17 protein-coding genes and 1 pseudogene are annotated in these 22,723 nt (G+C 63.2%); 9 read left to right on the top strand and 9 right to left on the bottom strand.

Annotated elements, in window-relative coordinates; all coding sequences use genetic code 11:
• Positions 1–654 precede the first annotated feature (654 nt).
• A complete protein-coding gene (locus AC1DFE_RS21370) occupies positions 655–849 on the bottom strand; it encodes a hypothetical protein (protein ID WP_476907862.1) in 195 nt (64 codons plus the stop codon).
• 92 nt (positions 850–941) lie between these two features.
• On the opposite strand from AC1DFE_RS21370, the gene AC1DFE_RS21365 reads away from it, so the two are divergent.
• On the top strand, positions 942–1,073 hold the full coding sequence (locus tag AC1DFE_RS21365) for a hypothetical protein (RefSeq protein WP_476907861.1): 132 nt from the start codon (positions 942–944) through the stop codon (positions 1,071–1,073).
• A complete protein-coding gene (locus AC1DFE_RS21360) occupies positions 1,070–1,225 on the top strand; it encodes a hypothetical protein (RefSeq protein WP_476907860.1) in 156 nt (51 codons plus the stop codon). The genes AC1DFE_RS21365 and AC1DFE_RS21360 overlap by 4 nt, the downstream gene beginning before the upstream one ends.
• 15 nt (positions 1,226–1,240) lie before the next feature.
• Here the strand turns inward: AC1DFE_RS21360 and AC1DFE_RS21355 are convergent, their stop codons facing one another.
• Entirely contained in the window at positions 1,241–1,447 is a 207-nt protein-coding gene (locus AC1DFE_RS21355; protein ID WP_476907859.1) for a hypothetical protein, read from the bottom strand.
• A gap of 286 nt (positions 1,448–1,733) precedes the next feature.
• On the opposite strand from AC1DFE_RS21355, the gene AC1DFE_RS21350 reads away from it, so the two are divergent.
• The 4 genes from AC1DFE_RS21350 to AC1DFE_RS21335 all read left to right on the top strand — a co-directional run bounded on the left by AC1DFE_RS21350 (position 1,734) and on the right by AC1DFE_RS21335 (position 8,589).
• Positions 1,734–4,454, top strand: a complete 2,721-nt coding sequence (locus AC1DFE_RS21350; RefSeq protein ID WP_476907858.1) for a PEP/pyruvate-binding domain-containing protein — start codon at positions 1,734–1,736, stop codon at positions 4,452–4,454.
• 99 nt (positions 4,455–4,553) lie between these two features.
• Positions 4,554–5,810, top strand: a complete 1,257-nt coding sequence (locus AC1DFE_RS21345; RefSeq protein WP_476907857.1) for a hypothetical protein — start codon at positions 4,554–4,556, stop codon at positions 5,808–5,810.
• A 299-nt stretch (positions 5,811–6,109) separates the two neighbouring features.
• On the top strand, positions 6,110–7,915 hold the full coding sequence (locus AC1DFE_RS21340) for a sensor histidine kinase (protein ID WP_476907856.1): 1,806 nt from the start codon (positions 6,110–6,112) through the stop codon (positions 7,913–7,915).
• Complete coding sequence (locus tag AC1DFE_RS21335) at positions 7,912–8,589, top strand: response regulator transcription factor (protein WP_476907855.1); 678 nt, start codon at positions 7,912–7,914, stop codon at positions 8,587–8,589. Before AC1DFE_RS21340 ends, AC1DFE_RS21335 begins: the two co-directional genes overlap by 4 nt.
• A 39-nt stretch (positions 8,590–8,628) precedes the next feature.
• Here AC1DFE_RS21335 and AC1DFE_RS21330 read toward each other — a convergent pair whose 3' ends face one another.
• Complete coding sequence (locus tag AC1DFE_RS21330) at positions 8,629–9,045, bottom strand: hypothetical protein (protein ID WP_476907854.1); 417 nt, start codon at positions 9,043–9,045, stop codon at positions 8,629–8,631.
• 257 nt (positions 9,046–9,302) lie between these two features.
• Between AC1DFE_RS21330 and AC1DFE_RS21325 the strand changes: the two genes are divergently transcribed.
• Together AC1DFE_RS21325 and AC1DFE_RS21320 are read left to right on the top strand one after the other, a co-directional pair.
• Entirely contained in the window at positions 9,303–10,469 is a 1,167-nt protein-coding gene (locus tag AC1DFE_RS21325; RefSeq protein ID WP_476907853.1) for a patatin-like phospholipase family protein, read from the top strand.
• A 16-nt stretch (positions 10,470–10,485) separates the two neighbouring features.
• On the top strand, positions 10,486–10,875 hold the full coding sequence (locus AC1DFE_RS21320; protein WP_476907852.1) for a hypothetical protein: 390 nt from the start codon (positions 10,486–10,488) through the stop codon (positions 10,873–10,875).
• Between the two features lie 68 nt (positions 10,876–10,943).
• Here the strand turns inward: AC1DFE_RS21320 and AC1DFE_RS21315 are convergent, their stop codons facing one another.
• From AC1DFE_RS21315 to AC1DFE_RS21305, 3 genes are read right to left on the bottom strand one after another with little or no spacing between them, the layout of a single operon-like run.
• Positions 10,944–13,175, bottom strand: coding sequence for an FHA domain-containing protein (locus AC1DFE_RS21315; protein WP_476907851.1), 2,232 nt, complete (start codon positions 13,173–13,175; stop codon positions 10,944–10,946).
• Between the two features lie 45 nt (positions 13,176–13,220).
• Positions 13,221–14,825: a serine/threonine-protein kinase gene (locus AC1DFE_RS21310; protein ID WP_476907850.1), complete on the bottom strand. Its 1,605-nt coding sequence runs from the start codon at positions 14,823–14,825 to the stop codon at positions 13,221–13,223.
• A 3-nt stretch (positions 14,826–14,828) separates the two neighbouring features.
• Entirely contained in the window at positions 14,829–16,487 is a 1,659-nt protein-coding gene (locus AC1DFE_RS21305; protein WP_476907849.1) for a hypothetical protein, read from the bottom strand.
• A 453-nt stretch (positions 16,488–16,940) separates the two neighbouring features.
• On the opposite strand from AC1DFE_RS21305, the gene AC1DFE_RS21300 reads away from it, so the two are divergent.
• On the top strand, positions 16,941–19,268 hold the full coding sequence (locus AC1DFE_RS21300; RefSeq protein ID WP_476907848.1) for a toll/interleukin-1 receptor domain-containing protein: 2,328 nt from the start codon (positions 16,941–16,943) through the stop codon (positions 19,266–19,268).
• Here AC1DFE_RS21300 and AC1DFE_RS21295 read toward each other — a convergent pair.
• The 3 genes and pseudogenes from AC1DFE_RS21295 to AC1DFE_RS21285 form a co-directional block, all read right to left on the bottom strand.
• Complete coding sequence (locus AC1DFE_RS21295; RefSeq protein WP_476907847.1) at positions 19,265–21,130, bottom strand: glycoside hydrolase family 15 protein; 1,866 nt, start codon at positions 21,128–21,130, stop codon at positions 19,265–19,267. The two genes, AC1DFE_RS21300 and AC1DFE_RS21295, sit on opposite strands and share 4 nt — an antisense overlap.
• A gap of 358 nt (positions 21,131–21,488) precedes the next feature.
• Positions 21,489–21,776, bottom strand: coding sequence for a hypothetical protein (locus AC1DFE_RS21290; protein ID WP_476907846.1), 288 nt, complete (start codon positions 21,774–21,776; stop codon positions 21,489–21,491).
• Positions 21,724–22,009, bottom strand: a pseudogene (locus tag AC1DFE_RS21285) (ISL3 family transposase); the annotation flags it as partial. The gene AC1DFE_RS21290 and the pseudogene AC1DFE_RS21285, both read right to left, overlap by 53 nt.
• Between the last annotated feature and the right edge of the window lie 714 nt (positions 22,010–22,723).

Here is a 22,723-nt window from a genome sequence, read left to right as displayed (position 1 = left end):
CTGTCGGTGTCGAGCCCTAGGAAAAAGTGGGAGTCGACCCGCAAGAAAACTTGATTCTCACCTGCAAATGAGGGGTTGGTGCGATTCCACGGGGACGCGATAATTGGCGTCCCCAACGGATCGCCTCGTTCTTCCCGTTGAAGATACCGATCTGGAGCGGGCCGGCCGACAATGTCGGAGCGGGGGCGGCCGATGCCGAGCACGAAGTGTTCGGGGCCCCACCGAACAGCCAGTTGGTAGCCGGATCCAGCGCCGCTCGGATTCGGTGCCGGATCCGGCTACCCGTCCCGCGGCTCGTGCTGGCAGGTGCTTGCTGCGGGACATTCTTCATCATGCGGAAGAATGCTGGGAAAGATCTGAGCTGACGCCACAAAGTTGCCTTAAGCCACCAAAAGGGCTGGCGCCCCGCCTGTTTTTGGTGGATGAGGGCAACGGTCTCCGGCGGGGTCCCACTTTTTCCCAACCCCTCCCTGAGAGAGTCGAATAGCCCCGGGTAAAGGTTGCTGCAGACCGCCGGGGTAGGGCGGGGCCGGCCGACGGGTGCCTCTGAGACCGGGCATACCCAGACGTCGTCGGCCCCCGCCTGTCTGCCATCGAATCGCATCCGTACGGTTCCCACGGGCCGCAGCTGACGATATCCGCGCTTCCGTGGTCTCAATCCGTCATTCTTCGGTTCGAGGGGGAGCAGATTCCGTTGACGAGTGCTTCTCCTGCCGAAGCAACAGGCGTGTAGGTGCAACCCGACGGTTGTCCTTGGTGCCCGTGCCGGGCTTCCTGGTCCTGGGGTTCGTTGCCGGCGCCGCTGGCCTGCTGCTCCTGATCCCGGCGCTCGCCGGCTTCGACCCGCATCAGCAAGACCTTCGCCTATCTTGCCTGAAACTTTCGCTGATCTTGCCCGAGCGGAGTGAGCATTGATTCGAGCCTGAAGGGGGTGAAGATCAATGGCTGATGACAAAGAGCTGCTGGACTGGCTGTCTCCCCGCAAGCAGCGGGAAATCGACAACCAGGCCGCGTTCCTGCGTTACCTGCTGGAGCGTGAGGACTCTGCCGCTGCAGGGGGTGAGAAGACTTGAACGATTTTGTTCCCCGGCCCCAAGAGGAGTTGGACCCGCACTGGGTCATCAAGCATGACCTTGCGAATATCATCGCCAAATACACGGATAAGGGCGATCACGAGACCGCGGCTGTCTACGCTGAAGCCCTCGCGCGTTACAACCGGGAGTGAAGCCGACCCGGCCTGTCAATGGCTATCCGGCGTGTTGGCGGCCAGGAAGGCTTTGATCGTGCTGCCATAGCCGGCGCATGGGTCAGCGATCAGGGCTTCCCAGTTGATGCCGCCGGTGGGGATGCTGGTCTCGTCGGCGTGGATCGAGGGGTGCTGTACATCGACGACGGCGGTGTCAGCACCAGCCTCGGCGTTGCGGCGGGCATCGACTTTTGCCTTCATCTGCTCCGCAAGGACCACGGCGCGGAGGCTGCGAACCGCATTGCCCGGCCGATGGTCGTGGCACCTCACACTGAGGGCGGGCAGGCACGGCAAATTTCCGGCTCCACTTTATGCGCGAACTCACCACCACCCCTTCCAGCTACCGCCGCCTCTACCAGGGCCGGAACCGCCAGGTGACCCGGGAACCCCTAGCCGGGAATAGCAGCTCCGCCGGGCGTTGAATCCATGCCCGGACGGGCCTAGAGTCGCAGCAACCATTTTCGAGCGTCCGGCAACGGGGTCAACGATGGATAATGCAGAGTCGCGTGCCGCACATACGGAAAATATCGTCGTCGATCTGACCGATGTCGACGCGGGCATGGCGCCAGAAGTCGGCGGCAAAGCCGCAAACCTCGGCGTGCTCCTGGCGGCAGGATTTCCGGTCCCGGCAGGCTTCTGCATCACCACCGCAGCCTACCGGCGGGTAACGGCCGGGGCGGCCCTGAGCACGGAATCGGGGACGGGACCTGATTTGGCCGCTCTGGCGGAGCTGGCGCGCGCGAAGCTGGAGGCCATCCCGGTGCCCGAGGACATCGTCGAAGCCATCCTTGCCGCCTATGCCCGTCTGGGTGAGGACACCCCGGTGGCCGTACGATCCTCCGCCACAGCTGAGGATCTGCCTGGGGCCAGCTTCGCCGGCCAGCTGAACACGTACCTCAACGTCGTCGGACCCAGCGCGCTCTTGGACGCCGTCCGCCGGTGCTGGGCCTCCCTGTGGACGGAACGGGCAGTGGCCTACCGTGGCGATCACTGGATTGACCAGCGTTTGGTGGGCATCGCCGTCGTTGTTCAGGAAATGGTCGACGCCGACGTGGCCGGTGTGATCTTCACGGCCAACCCGCTGACCGGCCGGCGCAGGGAAACCGTGATCAACGCAGCGCCCGGACTCGGCGAGGCGCTGGTCAGCGGCGCCGTGAATCCGGACCAGTTCCGGGTCGATGGCACGACCGGGGGGATCCTTGAGCGCCGGCTGGGGGACAAACGCATCGAAATCCAGGCCGCCCCGGGCGGCGGCACCCGGCGTCTGCAGCGGGAGGACGGCGCGCAACAGGCGTGCCTGACCGATGAGCAGGTCCGCGCCCTGGCCAGGCTCGGCGCCCTGGCGGAAGAACACTACGGCGAGCCGCAGGATCTGGAGTGGGCCATAGAAGCGGACGGCGTGATCCGCGTGGTGCAGTCCCGCCCGATCACCACGCTGTATCCGCTGCCGGAGCCGAAAAACCACGACGACGGCGCCCGCGCCTACCTGTGCGGCAGTTTGATGCAGGGACTGACCCGGCCGCTGACGCCCATGGGCCTGGCATCCTTCGCGCTGATGAGCAGGGGCTACCGGCCGGCAGACTCAGGCTATGGACCGGGAACATACAGGTCCGTCCAGATCGGGATGCGCATGTTTGTCGACGTCACCTCCCTGCTGCGCAGCAAGGGCGGCCGGCGCGGCATTCTGAGGATGGTGAAACTGGCTGATGCCAGGTCCGTGGATGCGCTCGCATACCTCGCGGGCGACCCCCGGTTCTCCCTCGCCAGGACCCCGGGCTTGCCGTCGCTGAAATCGACGCTGCAGGCTTTGCCGCAGCTGGGCCTGTTCGTCGGTGCCCTCCGCGCGATGATCAATCCCGGCGCCGCGCTGGCACGCCTCGGGCTATGGAACCGTGAGTTGGACCACATGCTGGCGCTGCCGGAACCGGCGTCGGGCGACCGGCGGCTGGAATTCGTGGAACGCGTTCTGGCTAAGGACATCACCCCCGCCCTGCTGCGAGAAGTGGCTCCGCCGGCCGCCGGCTACATCTGGCTGGGACTGGCCCGTCTGCTGCTGGGCCGGCTCGCGCAGGCCGGCGAGCTGCAGACTGTGCTTCGCGGCTTGCCGCACAACGTGACCACGGAGATGGATTTGGAGCTCTGGCGCACGGCCACTTCCATCAGGGAAGACCCCGAGTCAGTCCGCACACTCACCGAGGAAAATCCTGATGACCTTGCCCGCCGTTACCGTGAAGGGTCGCTGCCGGCCGCCTGCCAGGAAGGACTGCGCCACTTCCTTGCCAGGTACGGCCACCGTGCCGTGGCAGAGATTGACATCGGCATTCCCCGCTGGTCCGAAGACCCCGCCCACATTATTAACGTCCTGACCAACTACCTCAGGCAGCGGGATCCGGAGCTCGAGCCGGACCGGCTCTTCGAGCAGGCCGCAGGGAGGGCCGAAGCCAAGGCCGCCGAACTGAGCGCACGGGCCGGTGCCAGCTCCAGGCTGCGCGGGAGCATCGTTGCCCACAGCCTCCGGCGGGCACGCGAAACGGCCGGCATGCGCGAAGCCCCCAAGTTCCGGCTCATTGCTACCCTTGCCAGCCTCCGCCGCCAGCTTCAGCTGGTGGGTGAAGAATTAGCCGACGCCGGCCGGGTCGCCGCGCCGGACGACATCTTCTTCCTGGACGTGGACGAAGCACGGGTCGCGCTGCGTGGTGCCGATCTGCGCGGACCTGTCGCCGAACGCCGCCGGACCTACCAGCGTGAATTGCGGCGCAGGCACATCCCCCGCCTGCTGCTTTCCGACGGCACCGACGTCGAAGCCGCCATGGCCGCGCAGGCCCAGGCGGGATCTGGGGCCGGCCGGCAGCAGCCGGGAACGCTGACGGGGGCGGGGGCCTCCGCGGGCACGGTGACAGGCAAAGCCAGAGTCATCCTGGACCCGGCCGGCGCACACCTCGAGCCGGGAGAAATCCTGGTTGCCCCGTCGACGGACCCGGGATGGACGCCCCTGTTCATGACCGCCGGGGCACTGGTCATGGAAATGGGCGGACCTATTTCCCACGGAGCCGTGGTGGCCCGCGAATACGGAATCCCCGCGGTCGTCGGCGTCCCGGATGCGACTCTGCGGATTAGAACCGGCGACACCGTCTCCGTGGACGGCGCCGCGGGGACTGTGATCGTGGACCCGGAAGATTGGCCGTTGGATGAGCGGCCGGATCGGTAGGCTGGTGTGTGGCGGCCTGGCACTGGCCCGCAAAGGGGCGCGGCGCCCGAAAGCCCAGTACCGTCGTCGTACTAGCAAGCGCAATCAGTCAGGGGCAGCATGAGCAAGAACGGCAGAAACCGGAATAAGGGCAAGAGTCCCGCTGGCACGGGAAGTCCGGGCGCGCGGGGCGCTGCGCCCGCTTCGCTCAGTTCGTTCCGGGCCGGACGCGCCGTTGACTCACTCGCACCGGCCTTTGTCAGGTGGTTCGACGACGGCACCCCCGGCGCCGCTGCGGCCGCTTTGGACTGCCTGGCGGCCATAGAAAGTGTCATGGGCCGGTACATGGATCGGGTGGCGGCTGCCGACCTGACGCAGCTTGATCCTGTGGCACTGGCGGAAGCTCTCGCCGCCGATCTACCTGCCGCGGCCGAAGGGGAGGACGACGACGACCGCGCTGAGTTTGCTATCGCCGCCGTCCACGGGTTCGTCAACTTTCTCGCGGACACTGACCGGTGGTCGGGTTCAGCGGAACAGCTCGCCGACGTCCTGGAACTTCTCAATGCGCTTCTCGGGGAGAGCGATGACTGGGGACTCGTCGACGTGCCGGTCATTTCCGACGAGGACGCCTTGACCGTCTTTTCGGAGCTCCCGCTCATCCAGCGGACCACCACCCTTCTTCAGTGGATCGGCGACGGCAAGCCGGTTACCGGAACCGGTGCACTCCGGATAAAGGACATCGAAGCTGCGGCTGCGTGCCTGGGGCTCAGCGTCAGGGGTGGATCCAAGCAGGCCGGAGCCGCGCCGGCCGGAAGCGGCGGTTCGGAAGTGCCTGTGCCTACGGTCCGCAGCATGTATGAAGTGCCGCTGCTGGCGCAGGTGTGGGAGGCGCTGGCCAGCACTCAACTGATCACTATCGGCTCAACGAAAGCGGCGCCGTCGCTGGCCTCCGCCGTTTTCCTGGCAGGCAGCACGTCGGACCGGCTGGAGGAGCTGGTGTTCTTTGTTGACCAGTTCCTCTCGGCCTCCGTGCTCGGCTATGACCCAGAGGAGCCGTGGGAAGTCCTCGTTGCCGCGACGGTGGCATCGATCCTGCTGGCAGCGGCAACGGATGACCCTCCGCGGAGGGACACCGTGCTCGCCCCCCGGACGGGTGCGTCGCCGGAAGAAAGGGCCACGGTCGGGGCGTTGAAAGGCGTGGCACTGAGCCAACTCGAAGGCCTCGCCGGGCAGGGGATCCTGACGCTGGACACGCATTTCCGGGTGCCGCCTGCCTTGGTCCGGTGCATTGCGAACACCTATGAGGACGCAGCGGTGCTGGAGGATTTGGGGCTGCTGGACCTCCCGGACTTCGATCTGGATTCGGAGGACGCGTAGGTGTATTGCAGAGCCTGACTCCCGATGGTACAACGGAGTCACCGCGGACTAGGTTGGCCGCGTTACATCGCTGCTACCCGGGCTCTGAAGAGGACCCGTGAAAACTAGGGAGTTGGCTTGCTCCCTCCGCTATTTCAACTAACAATAAGTCTTCTCTTAGCAGACCCCTTTGAGAGGAATCTCAACAGGGAGATTGGCTGAGAGGCCAGAGACCTGGTCTTCACCATAATGCATCCGCCCCTAGGCCAGGTTCGAGGGGAAGTGCAATGACTCCACGGCAGCTCATCAGTGTATTTGGGGTGACAGCGGGCGTCCTCGTCCTTGTCCTGGTTTGTGTTGACTGGTCGCCCACGGCACTTCAAGATCCCGCACGAACCTTGGGCCTGAATGCCCAAGGCGTGGTCCGGTGGGGCGAGCACCCGAACCGGGCTCCCTTTTCGGTTCTTGAGCTGACGTTGTTTTTGGGCGTGGGACTTGCTTTCGTTGTGGCCGGAATCACCGCCTGGCGGAGCCTGCCAGCCCGGAACCCGGGCGTGCTGTTGTGCACTGCGGGGTGGCTGTGGCTGGCGGCGGGTGTTCGTCGCTCTAGCGACCCATTGGCTTTCACGCTCGGAGTGAGCCTCACGCTCATGTATCAGCCGCCTTTGCTGCATCTGGCGCTCAGCTTTCCCTTGGGAGTGCTCCGCACCAGAATGGAGAAGGCCGCGGTTGGTTTCTTCTTCGGTTCCTGGCTGGTGGCCACCGTTCTAGGCTGGGCGTTCTTTGACCCGCGATTGCACGTCTCGGTGGGGCAGTCCACCTCGCGGAACCTGTTGCTTCTCTGGGACAGCCCGGAGCTCATGACCACACTTGGTAATGCGATCCGCACGTTCCAGATCGCGGTGGGAGCTGCGATCGTGGTGGTTCTCGTCGGCCGGTGGCGGGCAGGCACGAAGGCATACAGGTCCTCATTCCTGCCACTTTGGCTTGCAGTCATCATAAAGACGGCGGCTACCGTCTGGGTGTCCCTTGCAGTGATACAGCTGTTTGGGTCTCTGTCCACCGAGGCGCTGCTCTGGCAATATCCGGCAACCGCAATCGTGCCGCTCGCAGTTCTCTTCGGGCTCTGGCGTTACCGGTTTGCTCGGGGCACTCTGGGTGATCTGATGGTCGAAGTGGGCTCCGCCCCGATGAGTGACAGGCTGGTGGCCGCGCTTCGTCGATCCGTTCATGACCCCAGTCTCACGCTGCTCCGTTGGGTCCCGGACCAGGCGTCTTTTGTCGACGGAGGGGGAGTTCCCCAGCCCTTGCCGGAAACTTCCAGCGGGCGCGCCTCCATGGTCTTGGAACGCCACGGAACACCGGTAGGGGCATTGGTTTTTGACGGCGCCCTCAGGGACCAGCCGCAATTGCTTGCAGCCGTCCGTAGCGCGACTTCACTGGCACTGGAAAACCAGCAGATGGAACAACAGCTCAGGGACCAGCTCGTTGAGGTCCGTCGGTCCAGGGAGCGGATTGTCACGGCGGGCGACTCCCGGCGTCGTCAGCTTGAACGGGATCTTCATGACGGAGCCCAGCAACGACTGGTGGCGGTGTCCATGGAGCTCGCGCGGGCCAAACGCGCGACAGATCCTCACGAAATAGAGTGCCTCGTGGTGCAGGCAAGTACTGAGCTTTCGGAAGCGATTGACGAACTGCGCGAGTTGGCAAGGGGTGTGTATCCTCCTTCGCTGCGGGAAAGGGGTTTGGCGGGCTCCATCACGGCGCTGGCGGAGCGGTCGACATTGCCGGTGGAAGTGGATCTCGGGTCATGCAACGGGCTGCCGGCCCACGTGGAGTTGGCTGCGTACTTCATCTGTGCCGAAGCCGTCACCAATGCCACCAAGTACGCGGAGGCGTCCTCGGTGCGAATCTGCATCGACGGAAACGAACGAGAGATGCGAATGGAGATCGTTGACGACGGAATTGGTGGTGCGCAGCCGGGCCCCGACGGCGGACTGCTGGGGGTTGCCGACCGGGCAGCGGCGCTCGGCGGAACGTTGTCAATCGACAGTCCTGAAGGTAAAGGAACGACGATACGCGCCATTCTTCCTTTCTCCACAGACCCGGAACGTGACGTGCCATGACACTGCGTGTTGCCATTGCTGATGATTCGGCTTTGCTGCGGCGAGGACTGTCCGCCCTGCTGCAGTCGGAGGGACTGGAAGTCGTGGGCGAGGCTTCTGATGGAGCGAAGTTGCTGGAACTTATTGAAGAACACGGAGCCGATGTCGCCGTCGTGGACATCCGCATGCCTCCCAGTTACACCGTTGAGGGCATCCAGACCGCTGAGACCATAAAAAGCAGGTACCCCGAGACCGGCGTTCTCCTGTTGTCCCAGTACGTGGAAACGGAAAACGCGATGTCACTCCTGAAGAACGGAGCCAAAGGCCTGGGCTACCTGCTCAAGGAACGCGTGTCTGATGTTGACGAATTCATTGACGCACTGCAGCGCGTTTCTGCCGGAGGCACGGCCATCGACCCAGACCTTGTGACACGACTCGTGACCCGCCCACATGCAGGCCACGCTCCGGGAGATGACCTCACGAGCCGGGAGAGGAGCGTCCTTGAACTTATGGCCGAAGGGCGCACCAACCAAGCAATAGGAAAGTCACTTTTCCTGGGGGAGCGAACCGTCGAGGCCCATATCCGAAGTATCTTCCTTAAACTCGATTTGAGGCCCGAGCCGGAGGACCACAGGCGCGTGCTTGCCGTCCTCACGTACCTTCGGGGTGGCGGGCTGCGCCGCGGTGTCGAATAGTCGGCCGGGGCCGCGGCACCGGCGTCGGAAATGCCGCTATCAGGCAGCGAACTCCACTTCCGCTGAAACGTTGTCGGTGGCTTCCCTGACCATCTCGGCCGCCCTGAGCGGGGCCAGGAGGAGGGACAGCTGGGTTGCGGACAGTGCATGGGGCAGCGCCAGTGCCAGATGTGCCAGGTGCAGCGCGGCCACGATGTAATGCGTGCCCGCAGCGCCTCCGAGTGATCGCACCACGCTGGCCCTGATCCGTTCGAGGCTCGAGGAATTCCCGTGATTGGCCAGAGCCATCCGGGCGAGCATGTGCTGCGGGTGCCTCTGGACGCGCTTGTCCATCTCGGCCAAAGCCTGCAGCTGTCGCGCGGTCCAGTCACGGTCAAGGGGTAAAGCGTGATCCTCCGCAGCCGTGCAAAGCGCCAAATGGATCGCGCTGACTGCTGCGGGTGTTGTGGACAACATTGACGTACTCCTTCGGACTGCTGAGGGCTGGCAATGGAACCTGTCGGTAAATCCTTGCCGTTCGGCATGTCGATATTGCCTTCGGACGGGCCGGGTCAGCATCCGTGCCAGTACGCATTTTGGCCGGAAAGAGATTGAACGTCTCGTTCTGTGCGCCGCCGTCGCGCCGAAGAAGGCGGCGCCAATGGCAGCGCTGGTTGGCAAACTATGTCCGGCTAGCATGGTGTTACGCGGCTCGACAAGAGAAGAGGCGTCAGATGCCCTACCAAATACTGACCCGGGACCAGCATTTCCTCAGTGATGGTACGCCGAAGCGCATTCTTTCACTCGACGGCGGCGGGCTGAGGGGCATTTTGAGCCTCGGCATTTTGGAGAAGATTGAGGGCCTGCTGCGTGAACGCCATGGCGCCGGCGATGACTTCCGTCTTTGCCACTACTTTGACCTGATTGCAGGCACATCCACTGGGGCGATCATAGCGGCAGCCCTTGCCCAGGGCTGGAGCGTCGGCGAACTCACCGAAAAGTACTTCAGTCTCGGGCGGCGAGTGTTTGAACGAAGCCTTTTCCGTCAAATTCTTCTGCGGGCCAAGTACGACGAGCAGTCCCTGGTTGCCGAGTTGAAGGATGTCTTCGGCGCGGATACGGCTTTGGGCGGCCCCGAGCTGCTGACCGGCTTGCTGATAGTCATCAAACGCTTGGACAGCGGCAGCCCCTGGCCGGTGTCCAACAACCCCCGCGGCAGGTACTTCGTGGCTGCCAACAACGGCAGGATGGGAAACGGAGAATATCCGCTCTGGCAGGTTGTCCGGGCCTCCACCGCCGCGCCGTCCTATTTCGAACCGGAAACCATCTCCATCACGGGCGGACGAAATGCGAGCCCCGTGACTGGCAGTTTCGTCGATGGTGGGGTCAGTCCTTTCAACAACCCTGCACTTCAGGCGCTCATGTACGCCATTCTGGAAGGTTACCGAGTGGGCTGGGAGACCGGTTCAGACAAGCTGCTGCTCGTATCGGTTGGTACAGGTGCGGCCGATCCCGCCGTCAGTAAGGCCAAACTGACGGCAAGCCACGCCCTGCGGGCGCTGAAATCTGTGCTGCAGGACTGCGCGGTTCTGCAGGAAACAATGCTCCAGTGGATGTCCGCCAGCCCAACCGCAAGGATCATCGATCGGGAACTAGGCGGGCTGGAGGGCGATCTGCTAAATGGTGCGCCAGTAATGAGTTATCTACGCTATAACGTGGACCTGCGGCCGGAGAGTGTCCGGAGGCTGGACGGAACCCTTGCCGCGATGGACACCACCGCGCTTAGCGCCATGGATGCCCCGGGCAATATGGAGGTCCTGCACCGGCTGGGCAGGCTGGCCGCGGCACAGGATGTGCGGGACACTGATTTTGGTACGGTTTTTGACCTGCCACCGGCGTAAACGGAAGGGACCACTCATGAGCGAGCTCCGCCGCTACAGACGCCTACCCGACCAGTACGTCGTTGCAATTCCCTTGCGCCTGGACACAGATGGGTTCAGCTACCGCAAGTGGGGCGGCGAGCAGCAGTGCAAGCCCGGGGACTGGCTGGTGGACGACGACGGCGAAATCCACACAGTCGACGCGGACGTCTTCGCTGCCACCTACCGCCAGATCCGCCGAGGTGCATACGTTAAATCCACTCCCGTTTGGGCCGAAGTTGCCCAGGAAGCGGGCAGTGTGGCCACCAAGGAAGGCCGCACCAGCTACAACAGGGGCGACGTCGTCGTGTTTAACAACGAAGACGGGACCGACGGCTACGCCATGACCGTCGAAAGATTCAATTCACGCTACGAACCGGACCAATGACGTTACACGGCAGGTTAGCCGGTCAGCAGAACAGCTAAAACAAAACGTCGGGACGTGTCAGCTGCAACTCATTTCCATGCATTCCGGGTTACTGAGCGTTGCAGTGCCCAGGCCGCCAATGCGAGGAATGCCAAGGCCTGGAGGCCTAGGAAGGCAATGTCGATGAGCCACTGCTGGGCCGTTGGGTCGTACAGCTGGTCTGCTTCGGGTACGGGCGCCGTCTGGAGGCCTGTTGTCGCGGCTGTGGCGGCGTACCCAAAGCGTGCAGGCAGCAGCCACGACATTTGTTCCAAGCCGACACGTCCGGATAGTGCAAACAGCCCACCGCACAGAACAAGCTGCGCCAAGACCAAGGCGAGGAGTGCCGGCATGGTTTGCGCCCTCGACGTGGCAGCGGCTGAGACGACAAGGCCGGCTAGTGTCATGGTGATGCCAACTGCCGCCACCGCCACTGCAATTTCGATGTGTCCGTTACCCAACACGAGGGCGCCGTCCGGACCTGGGCGTCCAAGAAGCGCCAGCATGGTGAAGGCCGCGCACTGGCAGGCGACCAGCACTCCGAGAACCAAGACTTTGCTGAGCAGATATGCGCTAGGAGACAGGCCGGCTGCCAGCTCCCGCCGGTAGATGGGCCGTTCTGCCACCAACTCCCGTCCTGCGAGCGCCGCACCCATGAGAACGGCCCCGACGACGAGCACGATGAGCCGCTGTTGAATCTGGTTGAAATCGCCCCTGGCCTCGTTGACCGAGAGTCCCGCCTCGCCAGGAAAAGCAAGAGCCATCAGGCCCAGCACCATTGGCATGCCAATGAGAAGAACGACGAAAAGCCGGTCAGCTGCAACGACCGCCGCATTGCGGCGGATCAGCGTCCATAGCTGGCGTCCAGGAGCGGCACGTGGCGGCGCGGGCGAGTCACCCGCAGGAAGCGCAACCGCTGCGGACGTGGTACGCGCCAGGTAAGCGTCCCGGGCAGGCGACAGCGCATAACGGCCTGCCCACGTCTGGTCCTCCAACGCCGCCAAGGCTTCGGCGTAGTTGTTCACGCCGAAGAACCGGGGCACTTCAGCGGGTGGCCCGAAAAATGCTACTCGTCCGCCCCGGGCAAGAACCAGGACACGGTCGCACACGTCCAAGGCTGGGACGCTGTGAGTCACCACCAGCACGACTCGGCTGGCGTCCGCGATTGCGCGGAGGCTGCCGATGACTTGCTTGTCGAGTTCGGGATCGAGTCCGGAGGTGGGTTCGTCCAGGAACAGGAGCTGGGGGGCGGTGAGCATCTCCAAAGCGATCGCCGTCCGCTTGCGCTGACCTTCGGACAGAGAGTCGATCCGCTGATTCATGTGCTGTGTAAGGTCCACCTCTTTAAGGACCTGGCTAACCCGCTCCTCCAACTCCGTCGCGCTCGTGTCGGGCGGCAGGCGCAGTTGAGCCGCGAAATGCAGGGCGCGCCTAACCGTGAGCTGACGGTGAAGGATGTCCTCCTGCGGCACCAGTCCCACGAGAAAGCGCATTTGTGCGTACCCCCCGTAGAGATCTCGACCATTCCATGTCACGTGTCCGCGGGATGCTTGCTGCAGTCCTGTCACGGCGCCCAGAAGAGCCGATTTTTCTGGGGCGGAGGGGCCGATAACGGCGACCAGTGTGCCCGCGGCCACACTCATTGACACGTCGTCCAGTAGAGGGTCGCCTGCACTCGTGGTGACTTCCAGATGGCGGGCGCTGAAGATTGGACGCTGAGGCGAAGGCTTAGCAATCTGCACGCCATTCCAGACCAGTGTGCTGGAACCCACGCCGATTTGGTCGCCAACCCGGAGTGTCGCTTCGCCGTCAACACGGTCCCCGTTTAGGAAAGTCCCGTTGAAGCTGCCTTCGTCGCGTAGAACTGCTTGTTCGCTGATCGCTATCGTGGCATGTCGTCGAGACACCAGCGGGTCATGTACAACGACGTCAGAAGATCGCGAGCGCCCTACGCTGAGGACACGCTGCTTTCCAGGCTCGTGCAGCGGTTCCGAGGTGAGAAGCAGTTCAGGTCCGTCCAGCGCGCCAAGGCGCAACCGCAGGCCCTCGGGACGAAGCGGTACGGGCCGGTCGAGGGCCTGCTCCGCGCCGACAATCCAGGTACCGTTTCGGCTGGTCTGGTCGGCCACCCACCAACCATCTGTGTTGTGCCATATGCGAACATGCCCGTGGCTGACGCGTTCGTCATTGAGGCGCACATCGGCGTGGTGGCCCCTACCCACTTCAATTTCCTGTGAAGGCGGAAAGCTCCAGTCGTGCCCGTCCATGCGGATGTGGAGCAAGGGTTCGCTCCTGGATGGAGTCGAGCGCTCTGTCATGGCTTTGCCTCATTTTGTCCGACGCAGGGAACCGGCGACCTTATCGAAAATCTCTGTGTTCTTCTCGTAGAGCGAAGACGGCGCGAAGAACACGAGGAGTTGGCTGGTATCGGTGTCCAAAACACAGACACGCACCTGCAGGAGCACAGAGGACGACAGGGGAAGCGTCCCTTCCATGACCTGCCCCTTGACCTCGCCGATGGTGGCGGTCCCGCGGTCAACCAACCGGGCGTCCGTGCCGGGAAGAAGTGCTTCGGCGGCACTGACCCGGGCAGACGGAGACTGCGCGCTTAGCACTGCGGCCTGGTGGTAGACGGTCAGCCCCACGACGCTGGCCGGGTCCTGGGCTACGGTTCGGGCAGCAGTTGCCGGGCCGTCTGGCTCGTCAGCGAATAGTGCCGTGACGTCTGCAGGAGACAGCACGCTGACCGAACTGTCACCCCCCGCTCCGCTGCGGGGTGTCCAGCTTTTGGGGACTTGGAGCGTGTAAGGGACGCCCTTGGCGCTGAAGGTCACTCGCTCGTCGGCGGAGGGCAACTGCGGGAGAACCAGCACGGCTGCGAAGATCAGGACGAGCACGGCCACCAACGAGCCAAGTATCCACGCGCGCCCCCGCCTTGCGGACCGGACGAGTAGCCGCCTCTGGACCAGCCCTCGATGGCGTGCGGACGGTGCTTTAGTGGGCCGTGCCACCGCGGCGTGCTGTACTTCCGGTGAGCCGGCAGGGACGCTGCGCGCGTCGAGGGGCTCCCATGCTGGCAGACTTCGAAGGGTATCCATGGCGTCGATGAGGGCGCCGCACGAGGCAGGCCGTTCTTCCCGGTTTTTTGCCATGCCAGCCTGAATAGCGAGTCCGATCACTGTGGGGACCTCCGGCCGCTCCGCGCAGAGTAGCGGTGGCTCCTCCGTCATGTGGGCCCACAGCTGGGCGGAGTCGTCATCGTAATCAAACGGGGGGTGGCCAGCCAGCAATGCATATGCCACGCAGGCCAGGGCGTAAACGTCTGCTCTGCCGTCAACGTCCTCACCCCGGATCTGCTCGGGAGCGACGTAGTCCAACGTACCAAGGAAGTGGCCTGCTGTTGTTACACCCGTGGCGGACGACGCGCGCTTCGTTAGGCCAAAATCGGTTAGGTAGACATGCCGGTGGCCATACACTTGATCGTCGGAAAGCAGTATATTTCCTGGTTTGATGTCCCGGTGCACGAGCCCCGCATCGTGTGCGGCGTCCAGGGCGGAGGCCGTGTCTGCGAGGACGCGCATCACTTCGGCCAGTGGAAGTGCGCCCCGGGTGTCCAGTTCCTCCTTTAGATCCGTGCCGTGGACGTATCGCATGGCAATGTACAACAACCCAGATGATTCCCCCGCCCCGTATATAGGAAGAATGTTGGGGTGATCGACGGACGCCGCTAGCCGGGATTCGCGGACGAAGCGTTGCCTGAACTTGTCGTTCGCCGCAAGTTCTGGTGCCAGGAGCTTAAGGGCAACGGGGCGGTTGAGTTGGACATCGAACGCTCTGTACACAACACCCATGCCGCCACGGGCGATCATCGACTCAATCCGGTAGCCGGCCAGTTCCGTTCCTGGATCGAGGTAATTGGCCTTCAAATCCATGGTTCATCCGATCCGTTGACCACAACCGACGCAGAATTGCCATTCCGGCTGAAGCTGCCGGCCGCACCTGAAGCAGAACGACGCCGGTACCTCCCTCACGGCACGAGGTGCCAGAGGCCCCGCAAAGCGCGTTCCGCCCGCGCCCGGACGTGCGCTGTCGTTGGCGTTATGACCCGATTCCGGGGCGGGCGGTGTAGCGAAATGCATGGCCGCCGGCGACTGCGGTGGCCTGAAATGCTCTCCCGCGTCAGTTCGACCCGAGTGGTACTTACCCGGCCCGGCCCGCTTGTCATTGTCCCCGACTTTTGTCAGCTCGGTCCGCTCGACGCTCGCTCGGGAATGGCTCGGATCTAGCGGCCCAGTCCTCAAAGGCCTCGAGACTGGAGCGCCCGAGGCCACGGGAGGGCTACCGCCGGCGCCCGGGGCAGTGGCGAAAGCAGCCCTCCGCCGCATTAGGACCACCCCTACCCCGATGACTGCCAGAATCACGGCGCCCGCGAGGACGGCTAGAAGCGGCCCGGGCAGCGAGGCCGCCGAGGCGGCGTCCTCTGGCGTCTGAGCCTGGCTCGCCGGAGCGCGCGTGGCGTCTTGGGCGCTGGCCTCGGCGAGGCGGTTCCTTGCCAAGGCGGAGTCGAAATACGTCAAGGACTCCTGAAGCGCACTTTCTGCTGACCCGCCCTGGTTGCCTGCCGCGAGATGGTCGATGCCCCGACGGAAAACGGCGTCAAACCGCGAAGGCGATACCTGAATTCCCGCCTTCGCTAACGCGGCCTTGATGGCCGCGGCCGGCACGAGTGTGGCCTTTCCATCAGGTTGGCGCGAACCCGCCAGACCGAGAACCTGTCCTGTCGCCCGATCGACTACCGGACCTCCGGCCACGCCGTCCCTCAGTGGCCTGGCGAGATCCGTCGCGAACTGGATGCGGTTTCCGGCCGTGTCAACCGTAGCTGGAAACTCAGCCGGAGAAACCGCTGCCAAGGGACGCTTTGTGAAGCCCAGCAGAACGCCGCTGATTTTGGCCGCGGCGGTTGTAGCCAGCGCGGCGGTTGGTGCCGCACCACCTCCGCTTATTCGAAGAAGCGCGACGTCGTTTGGCTTGGAGGGAGCGTTCAGCAACTCGGCAATGACGTCTCCTGGCTTGGACGTGTACGTGTGCACGTGGTACTGGGCCACCCGGAAGAGGATGCAGTGACTCACCTGCTTGTAGCAGTGTTGAAGGTGCCGCCCCCAGTGGGGGTCGGGCGTGGAGCCCCGAATCGCCGGGTTCCCGTTGTTGCCGACAATAGGTACGTGAATCACGTTGGCAAACAACTCGTTAGCGGAGTAGACAGCGACAGCGTCCTCGTCGACAGTGAGGCTCTCCCAAGTGGTGGCCACGATCCCGTCAGCAGATAGCAGTACCCCCGTGGTGGACTGCAGCGGCACGACGGACCGGCCCCGGGAAATCATCGCTACTCCAGTGGAAGCGTCGATGTGCGCGATCTCCGCCACTGCCACCAGTTCGATCCGTACCAGGGCTGCCTTTGATCCCTCCATGCCGCTTTGGAGGGTGGCGGTTGGCGAAGGAGCGGGACTGCTGGCCCCCGTCACGCCGGCCGCGACGACGATGGCAAGCAGGACCTTGAGCAGCGAGACCAGGGAAGGCACAATGCCGAGTCTCACCTCGGTTTCTCTGTTGAAGACCACAGTTCCCATTGCCGCTAGCCCCGTTCCATTGCCGGTCAGGGTTACCCAGACCGTATGGTGAGACCGTATGCATGAAACTATATGGGTGAGGCTAACACGCACCGCGACACATCGGAAGACACCGATTGGCTCGCAAGATGCTGCCGCCCATCATTGCAGTGGAGTGCTCCCGGGTGCACCATTGACGCCATGGGAAGGCCTGCGCTCTGCTGCCTGTGGAGGATCGACGCTGTGCCTCCTGGTCGGAGGAGGTACTCGGCGCCGTAGCCCCCGCCTGCTGACCTGCAGCGCCGTGCTCTGAATTATTGGTGTCCGTGGGCGAAACGCAGCGGCCGTCGGATTTCTAGGCAAGGTTGGAGCCTGGCTTCCCCTTGTTGACGGAAAAGGGTTGCTGCTGCGCGCAGACAAATGCCGAAGTGGGGCGATCGCATGTCACGCATCTTCCTGAGCCATTCGAGCCGGGACACTCTTCAGGCCATCGCGCTGAAGCGGTGGCTGGTCGAGCAGGACGCTGGCCTAACGGACGAGATATTCCTCGATCTGGATCCCGTAACCGGGATCCAGCCCGGCGAGCGGTGGAAGGAAGCACTCCGACGCTCCAACGCACGGTGCGAGGCCGTGATTTGCCTGCTCTCCCGGCACTGGGAGGCATCAGCCGAATGCAGGACCGAGTTCAGGACGGCTGAGTCCCTGAACAAACTCATCCTGTGCGCCCGGCTCGAGCCTTCGACGGAAGTGGGTGTTACTGGAGAATGGCAGCGCTGCGATCTTTTCGGAGACGGCCCCAGCACACAAATCCCGGTGGAAGGCGCCGGCCGGTTTGTCACATTCGAGACGGAGGGTTTGCAGCGGCTGCGCCGAGGTCTCCAGAGGGCGGGCATCGGAGCGGAACACTTTGTGTGGCCACCAAAAAATGATCCGAACCGCGCGCCTTACCGGGGCTGGCAGCCGCTGGAGGAAACGGACGCTGCCGTGTTCTTTGGCCGTGACGGGCAGATTGTCCGGGCTTTAGATGAGCTGCGGGGGATGCGCAGTTCCGGTATCGAGTCGCTGTTCATGATTCTGGGTCCTTCGGGCGCCGGGAAGTCGTCGTTCCTGCGGGCCGGTTTGCTGCCCCGCCTAAAACGGGACGACCGACACTTTGTGGTGTCTGAGATCATGCGCCCAGAGCGCAACGCGCTGACTGGAGAGCAGGGTTTCGCCCACTCGATTCATGCGTTGCGACGCGGTTTGGGATTGAACCAGCCTTCACTGGCCGAAATCAAGGATGCGTGCATTCTCAACGACGCAGAACGGCTCCGGGAGTGGTTGGCGGAGGCGAGAGAGACGGCAGCCTCCCACCTGCCCATGGAGACGGGCGAACCGCCCCAGCCCACCCTGGTGTTGCCGTTGGATCAGGCCGAGGAGCTTTTCAATGTGGACGCCGGACCCCAGGCCACCCAGTTTCTGGAACTCCTGGGACTGTTACTTGGCGGTGACGACGGTCCCGGGCCCGCATTATTTGTTGCTGGCACTATCCGGGCGGATCGGTACGAGATGATGCAAACTGTGCCGGAACTGGCGAATTTCGGCGCCCGTGTTTTCGATGAACTCAGACCGATGCCCGTGGCCCAGTTCAAGGAGGTCATCCTGGGACCAGCCGCACGGGCCACCGCGGCCGGCCGGCCCTTGAGGGTGCAGCCCGGTTTGGTCGACCGGCTTCTTGCTGAGTCAGCGGAGGGTGCGGACACTCTGCCGTTACTCTCACTAACTCTTGCCCGACTGTATGCCGACTTCGAAGGGACCGGGGAACTGACCTTGAACGGGTATGAGGCCATTGGCGGCATGAACAGTGTTGTGCAGACAGAAATAGACGCGGTGATCGCGCGTGATCCCATCGAGCGTCAGGCCCAGCTCGAGCAACTGCACACGGCATTTATTCCATGGCTGGCGACCATCAACCCGGACAATGACCAGCCCATGCGCCGCGTCGCGCGCCTGACGGATCTTCCGGCGCGGGCCCGGTGGCTGATTGATCTGTTGGTGGCCAGACGCTTGCTGGTCAAAGACATTCGTGGTGGCGAGGCAGTCGTTGAAGTGGCTCTCGAAAGCTTGCTGCGCCAGTGGAAGGAACTGGCTGGCTGGCTGGCCAACGAACGACAGGACCTTAAGGAGGCGGACAATATTGAACGCGCCGCGGCGGCATGGGAAAACAGCCGCCGTGGAAACGCCTGGTTGCTGGAGGGTGCCAGGCTGACTGGTGCAGAGGTGCTGGCCTCGAAGCCGGCATTCCGCCACCGCCTGAAGACTGCCCGGGATTTCCTGATCGCCTCCAGAAGGCGGGAGAACGAACGAATTGTCGCGGCGAAACGAGCCGAGCTTCAGGCCGCTAGAGAGAAGCAAGAGGCCGCAGAGATGCAAGCGAGGGTACTGCGGAAGAGCGCCCGCGTGCTGAAAGCGGTCCTCATTGCTGTGATTCTGGTAGCGGCAGTTGCCGTTACCGGCTTCGTGCGTGCCACTATCGCAGCAGGAGAGGCCTCGGCTCGCACCTGCGGGTCAAGCGCCCTACGGCTGCCAACTGAGACACGCGGGATGCAACAGATCCTGGCCCCGCAAGCTCTCACGGAACGCGTGGTTAACCGGTTGCCGGGGTATCAGGGTGCACTGAACAGCGCTGACTTCCACCTGGACGGCTGGCGGCTCGTCTCCAATCGCGCCGAACGGACGGTCTGGTTTTGGGATGTGGGAGCCGGGGTCCCTCGGGAAACCGGCCACTAGGACGGAAGATCCGAAGGCCCCGCGCTCTCATGTGATTGCCTGGACCCTTTCGCATCCGCCCCCACGGTGGCTCCGTTCAGAGCGTCGGCAGCCCTGATCAGGGTTAGGTGCGAGAATGCCTGCGGATAATTTCCTGCCATTCGGCTGCCAGTCGTATCGTATTCCTCACTCAGCAGCCCCAGGTCACTGCTGCAACCGATGAGCCTGTCCATAAGCGTCTTTGCCTCCGGAACCCGGCCCGACCGGGCGTACTGCTCAACGAGCCAGAAGGAGCAGGCAAGGAACGGGTATTCCCCTGGCGCGAGCCCATCGGGGCAGGCTTCCGTTCGATAGCGAACCAGCAGGCCGCTCCCGTCAAGCAGGTCGTGTTCCAGACGGGACACCGTGCCGAGCATTCTTTCGTCCTCGTAGGCCAGAAAGCCTACCTGCGGCAGAACCAAGAGGGACGCGTCCACTTCGGTGTCCCCATAGGTCTGCGTGAAGGAGTTTATTTCAGTGTTAAAACCCTGTTTCATGACCTCCGCGCGGAGCTGCTCCCGGATCTCCGACCACCGCGTGGCCGGGCCTTCAAGCCCGTGCTCCTCTACAGCCTTCACCCCACAATCCATTGCGGCCCACATCATGACACGGGAATGAGTGAAGAACCGCTGCTCGCCGCGCATTTCCCAGATGCCGTGGTCCATACGGTCGATGTTGTTTTCGACGAACCCAAGCATGTTTCGCTGGAGCGGCCAGGAGAAATGATCCTCATGGACGCCACGCTCGCGGAGTTTCGCCAGGGCAACCATGACTTCACCGACAACGTCGCCTTGGTATTGGTAGACCGCCCGATTGCCGATCCGCACTGGGCCGGATCCCTCGTAACCTGGCAGGTGACCCAGGACCCGCTCCGGCAGCTCCCGCTCGCCGCCTATGCCATACATGATTTGCAGATCGCGCGGGTCCCCGGCCACTGCACGCAGCAGCCAGTTCCTCCAGTACAGTGCCTCCTGTTGGAAGCCATGGGTCATCATGGCTTCCAAGGTCAACGCGGCACCACGTAGCCAGCAATAACGGTAGTCCCAGTTGCGTTGGCCGCCGAACTGTTCAGGTAGCGATGTGGTCGGGGCAGCCACAATGCCCCCGGTCCTCTCGTGCGTCAGCGCGCGCAAGACGAGCAGCGAGCGTTGTACTTCCTCGTCGTAGTTACCTTGTGAAAGGTAGTTGCTGGACCAGCTTCTCCAGTAGGTGCCGGTCGTCTGCAGCGCCAGGCCTACGTCGACTACCGCCGGCGGAACCTCGTGGGACGAGAAAGCATGCAGCTGCAGATCGATGGTCTGACCAGCTTCCACAGTGAACGTCCCCACGTGCGAATAATCGGAGGCGGCGCGGGGGAGAACTTCCGCCCTCAGCATGACAGCCTGGGGCCCGGCCACGGCCAGCAGCGCCTCTCCGTCGTCGTCGTATATTCGATGGACCCAGGGCAGAATCTTTCCGTACCCGAACCGCAGTTGCAGTTCCTGGCGCATCAGAACGCAACCCTCAAGCCCTTGAATTCTGCGAACCAAGGTAGTGCCACTTCCACCGATCGTCATGAATTCTGTGACCAAAACTTCACCGCTGCCGGTTTTCCACCGAGTCTCTAAAATAAACGTGGAGGGCCTGTACCGGCGCGCTACGTCCGCTGACCCTTCGGTCCGCTCCTCGCCGCCAGAGGGTGCGAGGAGCCAGCGACCATGGTTTTCGGTTCCGACCAAAGCACCGAAAACCGATTCAGAATCGAACCTCGGCAGACAGAGCCAGTCAACGCTGCCCTTTCGGGAAATCAGCGCCCCGGTGCGACGATCGGATATGAAGCCGTATTCCTCGATCGGTGAGGTCATGTCCCTAACTCAACCACAACCGACGGTACAACGCGGCCAAGTTCCCGGCCGCAATCTGGGAGCGATAGCGGAAATCTTGGCCGCCCGCGGTCGGCCAGCCGCCCGGCGGTCAGGTCGCTCGATTTCTTCGTCGGCGAACGGCCGCCTTGGCGGAGGCGTTGTGGGAACACCTTCGCTCCGCCTACGGTGACTCACCGGGTCATTACGTTGCAGTGCGCGGCAATGCGCTTGACTGGCAGTTCCTTGCCGTAGCCAGCTACTTTTCCTATGACACCTTTGAAAAACGATCCGAAGTCGCGCGTGCGGACGCGGAATGGCGCGCTGCCGCGTTCCGCCACAATGCTGGTGCGGCGGTAATTCAGTTCGTTTGGTTCGCAAGAACGCCATTCTGGTAGATCTTGGCGTTGAAATTTACGACAAGGACATAGTGGATCCATTGCCCCGGGCGGACTTTCTCTTGGAAGCAAGAACCCGCGCCGTTGCCGCCGGAGGCGTTGAAGAGATACCCGGAGATGCGGTTGACGCGGTGCTCTGAGTAGTGTGGCCGTCTTTGGATCCCCGAAAAACTTGCCTGCATGGCCACGCCCGGATGCGGCCTTGGCGGCCGGGTCGCGGAAGAACCGCACTGACCGGTATTGGTGTTCATCAATGCCGAGCATCCGCGGTGCCAGGGCATCGACACCCGGCAGGGTCGGCGCCGCGGATTCCGCTGGACCAGCCACCAAGAGACACCGCACAAGGAGGCAGCCTCCGCCGCCGCCCGTCCTGAACCGATTGCGGCCAACCATCAGCGCGTCGCGGAGCCGGTGGTGTGGACCGTGCCCGGTGCGGGACCTGGGCGGTCTCCTAGGTGAAGGTCCTGCGAGGACACAAGTACTCCCAAGGCCAATAATCGATGATCCCCTGGCCTCAACAGGGGGTTGCCTAAGAGATACAAGTCCCCAAACCGTGCCAGCACGGAAGCGCGCACCACAGCACGACGACACTATTGATTTACCGGATCAAAGGACAGATTCGGCACATAAGGCCCACAAGAAAGATCGCCACAAGATGACGGGCGCCGGGTCTGACAAAGTCGAATATCACCTTTCAAGATTGGAAATTCCAGTGTTTCAGAATCGCACTCCTGCAACAGGAACACCTTCCCCTGCCAAACCTCGCCAACTGATTACCAAAATGGCTGCAGGTGCCTCTCCCTAGGTGTCGGAGCGCTATCCGCCATGGCGGCAGCCCCTGCCGCTCAAGCGGCGACGTCGGCCACCAACGGCCATTGCCGTGGCCGCGGTGTTCGTGCCGCCCTGCGCGGCTCTTCTTGAAAAGTGAATCTGGTCCGGACGCAGATGTCCGCCACCCTTCACACACAACCACCCTTTACACACAAGCTGGCAGGGACATCCCCACCCCTGACCAAGCTCATGGCAGGGGAACGAGGAAGAACATGCCAATTATCAAGGATCCGCACCTGTTCAACGAGCAGAGCCTGTTCGTCGACCTGGAAGGGGTGTTGGGCTGCCGCCTCTATCTGAAGATCGAGGGGTTCAATTTCGCCGGTTCAATCAAGCTCAAGCCCGCGCGGGAGATGGTTGAGCGCGC

The organism is Arthrobacter sp. 05T423, from assembly GCF_056396245.1.
The sequence above is the reverse complement of the archived record's forward strand: the minus strand, read 5'-3'. Positions and strand labels throughout refer to the sequence as shown.

Bases quoted from the DNA above. Each gene is read 5' to 3' on its own strand.
- AC1DFE_RS21370 (WP_476907862.1), bottom strand. From the start codon at position 849: ATGCGGGTCGAAGCCGGCGAGCGCCGGGATCAGGAGCAGCAGGCCAGC.
- AC1DFE_RS21365 (WP_476907861.1), top strand. From the start codon at position 942: ATGGCTGATGACAAAGAGCTGCTGGACTGGCTGTCTCCCCGCAAGCAG.
- AC1DFE_RS21355 (WP_476907859.1), bottom strand. From the start codon at position 1,447: ATGAAGGCAAAAGTCGATGCCCGCCGCAACGCCGAGGCTGGTGCTGAC.
- AC1DFE_RS21350 (WP_476907858.1), top strand. From the start codon at position 1,734: ATGGATAATGCAGAGTCGCGTGCCGCACATACGGAAAATATCGTCGTC.
- AC1DFE_RS21345 (WP_476907857.1), top strand. From the start codon at position 4,554: ATGAGCAAGAACGGCAGAAACCGGAATAAGGGCAAGAGTCCCGCTGGC.
- AC1DFE_RS21335 (WP_476907855.1), top strand. From the start codon at position 7,912: ATGACACTGCGTGTTGCCATTGCTGATGATTCGGCTTTGCTGCGGCGA.
- AC1DFE_RS21330 (WP_476907854.1), bottom strand. From the start codon at position 9,045: ATGTTGTCCACAACACCCGCAGCAGTCAGCGCGATCCATTTGGCGCTT.
- AC1DFE_RS21325 (WP_476907853.1), top strand. From the start codon at position 9,303: ATGCCCTACCAAATACTGACCCGGGACCAGCATTTCCTCAGTGATGGT.
- AC1DFE_RS21320 (WP_476907852.1), top strand. From the start codon at position 10,486: ATGAGCGAGCTCCGCCGCTACAGACGCCTACCCGACCAGTACGTCGTT.
- AC1DFE_RS21310 (WP_476907850.1), bottom strand. From the start codon at position 14,825: ATGGATTTGAAGGCCAATTACCTCGATCCAGGAACGGAACTGGCCGGC.
- AC1DFE_RS21300 (WP_476907848.1), top strand. From the start codon at position 16,941: ATGTCACGCATCTTCCTGAGCCATTCGAGCCGGGACACTCTTCAGGCC.
- AC1DFE_RS21295 (WP_476907847.1), bottom strand. From the start codon at position 21,130: ATGACCTCACCGATCGAGGAATACGGCTTCATATCCGATCGTCGCACC.
- AC1DFE_RS21290 (WP_476907846.1), bottom strand. From the start codon at position 21,776: ATGAACACCAATACCGGTCAGTGCGGTTCTTCCGCGACCCGGCCGCCA.